5 protein-coding genes are annotated in these 6612 nt (G+C 56.5%); 2 read left to right on the top strand and 3 right to left on the bottom strand.

The window, feature by feature from the left end:
* Positions 1–383 precede the first annotated feature (383 nt).
* Together AC1EJ1_RS09455 and AC1EJ1_RS09450 are read right to left on the bottom strand one after the other, a co-directional pair.
* On the bottom strand, positions 384–1811 hold the full coding sequence (locus AC1EJ1_RS09455; RefSeq protein WP_480295748.1) for an NAD(P)-dependent malic enzyme: 1428 nt from the start codon (positions 1809–1811) through the stop codon (positions 384–386).
* 190 nt (positions 1812–2001) lie between these two features.
* Positions 2002–3216, bottom strand: a complete 1215-nt coding sequence (locus AC1EJ1_RS09450; protein WP_058236035.1) for an ABC transporter permease subunit — start codon at positions 3214–3216, stop codon at positions 2002–2004.
* Positions 3217–3368: 152 nt separating this feature from the next.
* Between AC1EJ1_RS09450 and AC1EJ1_RS09445 the strand changes: the two genes are divergently transcribed.
* Both AC1EJ1_RS09445 and AC1EJ1_RS09440 read left to right on the top strand, forming a co-directional pair.
* Positions 3369–4550, top strand: a complete 1182-nt coding sequence (locus AC1EJ1_RS09445) for an ROK family transcriptional regulator (RefSeq protein WP_092649065.1) — start codon at positions 3369–3371, stop codon at positions 4548–4550.
* The gene (locus AC1EJ1_RS09440; RefSeq protein ID WP_092648328.1) at positions 4547–5299 is read left to right on the top strand and encodes an ATP-binding cassette domain-containing protein; all 753 of its coding nucleotides are present in this window, start codon (positions 4547–4549) and stop codon (positions 5297–5299) included. The genes AC1EJ1_RS09445 and AC1EJ1_RS09440 overlap by 4 nt, the downstream gene beginning before the upstream one ends.
* A gap of 45 nt (positions 5300–5344) precedes the next feature.
* On the opposite strand, the gene AC1EJ1_RS09435 is transcribed toward AC1EJ1_RS09440, so the two are convergent.
* The gene (locus AC1EJ1_RS09435; protein ID WP_058236037.1) at positions 5345–6499 is read right to left on the bottom strand and encodes a substrate-binding domain-containing protein; all 1155 of its coding nucleotides are present in this window, start codon (positions 6497–6499) and stop codon (positions 5345–5347) included.
* Positions 6500–6612: the final 113 nt, after the last annotated feature.

The following is a 6612-nucleotide window of genomic DNA, read 5'->3' as shown; positions in this document are numbered from 1 at the left end:
ATCCCAACCAAAAAAACTCAAAAAACAAAAACAAGCATCAACAAAACAAACACACTATCGAGTTCACAAACAACACCTACATACGGTCAAGAACTTTTAAGAAAGCCCTCTAGCGTAGTAAAACCACTAACACCAGAACCTCTCGGCTCCACCATCAGCGGCGAGAATTAAATATACTCACCTTCCCACTCGAGGTCAAACTTTGGCAGGGTGAGCATCGACACATCGAATCAAAAGCGCTTATTTCCAACGAAAACGACTCCTCCGGGTCGCGACCGTTCCACGGTCTCCACTCACAGTGAAGTGCGTGGAACATGCGGCGGCCGCCCTCGTCAATCCTGATGCACGATCAACGAAAGCGGCCACGCGCGCTTGCACTGTACTCAGCGAGTACCCAGGTGCTCCTGGTTCGGAATGTCCACGGTGGGAAGATCACGAACAGCCTGGCGAACCGCCTTGGACACGGCCACCGGCACGCGGTCATCAAAGACACCGGGAATGATGTAGCTGGGCGAAAGCTCGTCATCCGAAATGACGGATGCGATCGCCACGGCGGCAACCCTCAGGACTTCCGTCGTAATCTGGGAGACCTTCGCATCAAGCAACCCGCGGAACAGCCCTGGGAAAGCCAGCACGTTGTTGATCTGGTTAGCGTAATCGGAACGCCCCGTCGCAACGATGCGTGCGTATCGAGCGGCATCGAGCGGGTCAACCTCGGGTGTCGGGTTGGCAAGCGCGAAGACAATCGCGTCATCAGCCATCGTCGCCACATCTTCGCCGGTAATCAGGCCGCCGTGTGAGACGCCGATAAACACATCAGCATCGCGCAGACCATCCTTAAGGTTGCCGGTCACCCGACGCGGGTTCGTATGCTCAGCAAGCCAGCGACGCGAAGCATGCATGCCTGCAACGTTATCCGCACACAGCGCTCCAGTGCGGCCATACCCCACGATATCCTTTGCTCCCTGAGCCATCAGGAGACGGATAATCGCTGACCCGGCGGCCCCCACACCCGACACAACGATGCGGACCTCGTCAATCTTCTTGTCCACCAGCTTGAGCGCATTGAGCAAAGCTGCCAGGACAACAATCGCGGTGCCGTGCTGATCGTCGTGGAAAACCGGAATATCAAGTTCCTCGCGCAGGCGTTCCTCAATCTCGAAGCAGCGAGGTGCTGAAATGTCCTCCAGGTTGATGCCCGCATAGGCCGGTGCGATCGCCTTGATAATCGAGATGATTTCCTCGGTGTCCTTTGTGTCGAGGACGACTGGCCACGCGTCCACACCACCGAACTGTTTGAACAGGACCGCCTTGCCCTCCATCACTGGAAGCGCAGCAGCAGGACCAATGTCTCCCAGCCCCAGCACAGCCGTCCCGTCTGAAACGACGGCCACCGTATTGGACTTCATGGTCAACAGGTGGGCTTTTTCCGGCATGTCGTGAATGGCAGTGCATACACGAGCCACACCCGGGGTATAGATGCGCGACAAGTCGTCACGGTTACGCAGCGGGACGCGCGGAGCGATGGCGATTTTTCCGCCGATATGAGCGAGGAAGGTCTGGTCTGACACGGCTGCAGTATGAATGCCAGGCAGGGCGTCGAGGGTAGCTTCCACTTCGCGTCGATGGTTTGAATCACGCATATCGCAAGTCAGATCAATGATCATATGGCCGCGATCTGAATCCGCGACATCGAATCCCTTCACCTGGGCACCTGTGGCGGTCACCGTATCGATGATGGTGGCGATGGACGCTTGTGATTCATCAAATTCAAGCCTGTAGGAGGCGGTATATGACGGAGAAGTACGCATACAAACAATCATTCCTCAAAAGCGTAATGTTCACGCGGTATGTCAGTTCGTTCGTTTTGTATCGTACAAGCCTTTCGGAACGACGGTGTTAACGATCGCACTATGTGGACATCTTCGCGCTCAACAGGCGAAGACTGATCGGCGCATCCACACACCCCAGCTAAGCGGCGCTGTCCGCAAACCCGATGAGTCAGCGCCTCACCTGCGCGGCAAACAGGCGGGACGACAATGACACGTCAAAACGTCTACGCGAGTACATGTCAAATGCCACCGCCATGAGCAGGACGAGGCCCTTAATCACCTGACTTCGGTCAGAAGGGACCCCCAATAGGAGAAGACCATTGTTGAGTACCGCCATCACCAGTCCTCCAAGTACAGCTCCCGTCACCGTTCCTACGCCCCCGGAAACTGCTGCGCCGCCAATAAAGACTGCAGCGATCGCATCGAGTTCCCACAGGGTGCCGTCCTGGGGACCGGCAGCTGTCGCTCGACCAGCAAACATCATTCCGGCCAACGCTGCAAGAACGCCCATGTTGACCATGACAGCGAATTGGACTGCGCGGGTATTAACGCCGGACAAGGCCGCGGCATGAGCATTTCCACCTACTGCATATACGTGCCGGCCGAACGCAGTGTGCTCAGTGAGCAGCACATATGCAAACACGAGGATGAGCAGGAGCAGCCCGGGAACGGGGAAAGCACTCGTCGAGGTGTCGCCTCCGAAAAGCCATGTCAGTGCTCCCACAGCGACCATGATGAGCGCACAGCGCACTGCAGGGATCCAGAGTTCAGCTTCAATGGCTCCGCGAACGACACGACGCCGATACCGACGAATCACATTGACGACCAAAACCGAGGCCGTTACCACACCGACCAGCAGCGTTGAATTATTCATCCCCGTCCATGACGGTCCCCATTGAGGCAGCGTTCCAGCGCCCAGAACCTGGAACTCACGAGGCAGCGGGAACGACAGTGAACGCGACTCCCACACAATCGCTCCCCGAAAGAGCATCATTCCTGCCAGTGTCACGATGAACCCCGGGATCCCTACACGCGAGATCCATATCCCGTTCCACACTCCGATCAGTCCACCTATCAGAAGTCCGCAGACAAGTCCGAGCCACCATGGCACGCCCATCCCTTCAAAAAGCAAGGCCACCGTCATCGAGACGAAGCCCGCAACAGATCCCACCGACAAGTCGATTTGGCCGATGACAATCACCATGAGCATCCCGATGGCAAGCACTAAAATATAGGCGTTACCGGCCAGTAGGTTGTATGCATTTTGCGCCGTCAGCATCCGTCCTGACGTAGCGATATTGAAGAACAACGTCAGAGCGATGAGCAAAGCGACCATGAGGTGTAGCTGCGTGTGCTCACCAAACAAGCGACGGTACAAGCTCATCGCGTCTCCTACCTGGGCGATACGCACCTTTGAGTTCTTCCGAAATGGATACTGCCATTTTCATCCTAAACGCTCGGCGCACTCTGTGACATGCGCGCCACGTTTCACAGCGATCCCGAGGTTTAGGCATCGTGGTTTGGTACCGTGATTACGTGAGTGTGACAAGTGGACCCGTGGGTTCCCAAGTATCCTTACGTGAAGCGAATTCAGCGCGCGTGATCGATACTGTGCAGCGCTATGGGCAGATCACACAAGTCGAACTTGCCAGCGCAACGGGACTGTCACCTGCAACGATTTCCAACATCGTCAAAGTACTTCAGTCGCAGGGAATAGTTGAAACACGCAACACCATCAGATCAGGTCGGCGTGCTCAGCTGGTGACGCTAGCCCGCGAAACCGGACTGGCAGCTGGCGTCTATATCGGCCGACGTGCGCTGCATATCACGATCTCGGATGCTACAGGACGTGCACGAACCGATCAGTCTCTACCTTTGCCAATAGATCATCGCGTTGACACGACCCTTGACCGGACCGCTTTGCTGATCCTGGAATTGACAGACAAAATTGGAGCCACTCTTGACGAACTGGTCGGTATCGGAGTTGCATTGCCGGCCCCTATTGACCCCTCGAACACCAAGATCACGATTCCCGGCATCATGCGCGATTGGGAAAACGTGGACGTGCGCGACGTGCTCTCGCGTCGCTTAGGAAGCGAAGTCGTTGTTGACAACGACGCGAATGTAGGTGCCCTCGCTGAAAGTCGCTACGGCGCGCTCCGTGGTGCCGCCAACAGCATCTATGCGCGGGTCTCTTACCAAACCGGCGCAGGCGTACTGATCAACCACCAGCTTTATCGCGGCGCCCACGGCACCGTCGGCGAAATAGGACATATTCAGGTCGCCCCTCATGGCCCCATTTGTCGCTGCGGCGCACGAGGGTGTCTGAACACAGTCGTCGGCGCCGACGCTTTGATCGATTCCCTTCGCTTCTCACGAGGCGACCTCACCTTGCGAGATGTCATTGCACTGGCCAACGACGGAGATGCCGGGTGCCGCCAGGCGATTTCAGATGCGGGAGCGACCCTCGGATCTGTATTGGCAGATCTGGCGACGTGGTCTGATCCGCAAGTAATCGCCATCGGAGGAGAACTGGCGCAAACTGGCGACATCCTCATCGACCCTATCCGCGATGCAGTCAACAACCGCCCCCTGCTTACTCAGGCAGGTATCCACGTCGTTCCCGCGCAGCTTGGACCGCGCTCAGAGGTGATCGGTGCTTTCGCCCTCGCCATGGACACGTTCGGCCATCGCTCCAGCCACGAGGAGATGCCATGAGAACATCCGCTCCGCTTCTGGAAATCAGCAACGTCAGCCGCTTCTTCGGCGGCGTCGAAGCGCTCGTCGACGTCTCCATAACAGTTCACCGACATGAGGTCGTGGCGCTCGTTGGCGATAATGCGGCAGGCAAATCAACGTTGGCACGGATGATTGCCGGAGTTTATCCTCCCTCACGTGGACGCATCGTGATCGACGGCGAACCTGTCACGATTTCGTCAACGTCGCATGCTCACCAGCTCGGCATCGCCACAGTGTTCCAGGAACTGGCACTGTGCGACAACCTCGATGTGACGGCCAACATTTTTCTCGGAAACGAAATGCGCACCTCGCACTTACTAGACGACGACGCGATGGACGCATTAGCCCGCGAGTATCTGGAATCGTTGAATTCGAGAATCCCCGATGTCCATACGCCGCTCTATCAATTGTCAGCAGGACAGCGTCAGTGTGTGGCGATCGCGCGCACACTGGTCGCACACCCGAAAATAGTCATCCTTGATGAGCCAACCGCTTCACTTTCTGTGACTCAAACGGCTGAGGTACTGACTTACATTGAGCATCTGAGGGATCTCGGGTTGGGCGTCATTTTCATTTCGCATAATCTCACGGACGTGCGTGCAACAGCTGATCGCGTCGAAGTCCTCCGTCACGGGCGCAACAACGGCTCGTTCAACGCCCGCTCCACCTCCTACGAAGACATCATTGCTGCCATGACCGGAGCAACACGTGTTCAGTCCCCCAGATAAGGGACGAGGGCGACCCACAGGCCGCCCTCGTCGATGACAGAACGTCTACTTGGCTGCGTTGACGAGCTCCATGCGGTGGGCGTCGTCCTTGTAGATCTCCTCCGCATTGTCCTGAGTAACAATCTGCGGAGTCAGCAGGAAGGACGTGACAGCATGACCTTCCATGGATTCATACTGTTCTTTGTCCACAGTCGCGCCGTCAACGGTTGGGTCAGCATTTCCCTGTGCTGCCTCCATAGCCAGCTGAATGGCGCCCTTGACCAGGAGACGAGTGTCCTTGAAGATCGTGGAATATTGCTTGCCCTGGACAACCCAGCCTACAGATTCGTCTTCAGAGTCCTGACCCGTCACTACTGGAACAGGTTTTCCAGCCTGCTCAACGGCGGTGATGATTGCGCGCGCCAGTGTGTCGTTGGGCGAGAGTACACCGTCGGGAACTTCATCCCCCTGATAGGTGGACGTCAGCAACGAAGACATGCGATCCTGCGCGTTATTGGGCTTCCACCCCTGAGTTGCGACCTTGGTGAAATCGTTTTGGCCAGATTTCACAACCAGGGTACCGTCATCGATCTTGGGCTGAAGCACTTCCATCGCACCGTTGAAGAATTTCAAGGAATTCGAATCGTCGGGCGAGCCGCCAAATAGTTCAATATCCCAGGGCGTGGGCGTACCCTTCGCCTCAAGTCCTTCCAGCAGTGCCTGGCCCTGCAGCTTACCAACACCGTAGTTGTCGTAGGCGATGTAGTAGTCCTCGTCCGTGGTATTCGTCAAGAGTCGGTCGTAGGCGATGACGGGGATGCCCGCCGACTTCGCCTGTTGAAGCTGTGTGCCCAGTTGGGACCCGTCGATAGCGCCAATCAACAGAACATCAACGCCGTTCTCAATCATTGCGGCAATCTGGTTCTGTTGTTCGGCGACACCGCCATTTGCGAATTGCAAGGTACACGTGATGCCTGCTTCGGCACAGTCATCTTTAAACATTTGCTCGGCTTCAACCCAGTTTTGGGACGTCTTTTGCGGCATAGCGATGCCCAACGAAATATCCCCACCGGCGCTTCCCGCCGATTCTCCTGACGCACCTGAGTCCGCAGCAACACCGGATTGATCCGAGGTGCCCCCGCCTCGTCCACCGCACGCACTCATAGCAAAGGCGAGGGTGGAAACTGCGCAGACCGTCGCAATTTTCTTGAGAGGTTTCATGTCTTCCTTCTTTCGATAAGTGAGTCTGTCTTTGAATGCTCGTCTGTGAGAATCCACGCGCGCTCGGAACGTTTGATCCACTCCAACCGCGTGAGTTTGCCGACAAGCATCTG

This window comes from Pauljensenia sp. C0170B4 (genome assembly GCF_056590235.1).
This window is presented reverse-complemented; position numbering and strand designations above follow the sequence as displayed.

What these genes read in the sequence shown, in the direction of transcription:
- AC1EJ1_RS09435 (WP_058236037.1), bottom strand. Translation starts at nt 6,499, where the DNA reads ATGAAACCTCTCAAGAAAATTGCGACGGTCTGCGCAGTTTCCACCCTC.
- AC1EJ1_RS09440 (WP_092648328.1), top strand. Translation starts at nt 4,547, where the DNA reads ATGAGAACATCCGCTCCGCTTCTGGAAATCAGCAACGTCAGCCGCTTC.
- AC1EJ1_RS09455 (WP_480295748.1), bottom strand. Translation starts at nt 1,811, where the DNA reads ATGCGTACTTCTCCGTCATATACCGCCTCCTACAGGCTTGAATTTGAT.
- AC1EJ1_RS09450 (WP_058236035.1), bottom strand. Translation starts at nt 3,216, where the DNA reads ATGAGCTTGTACCGTCGCTTGTTTGGTGAGCACACGCAGCTACACCTC.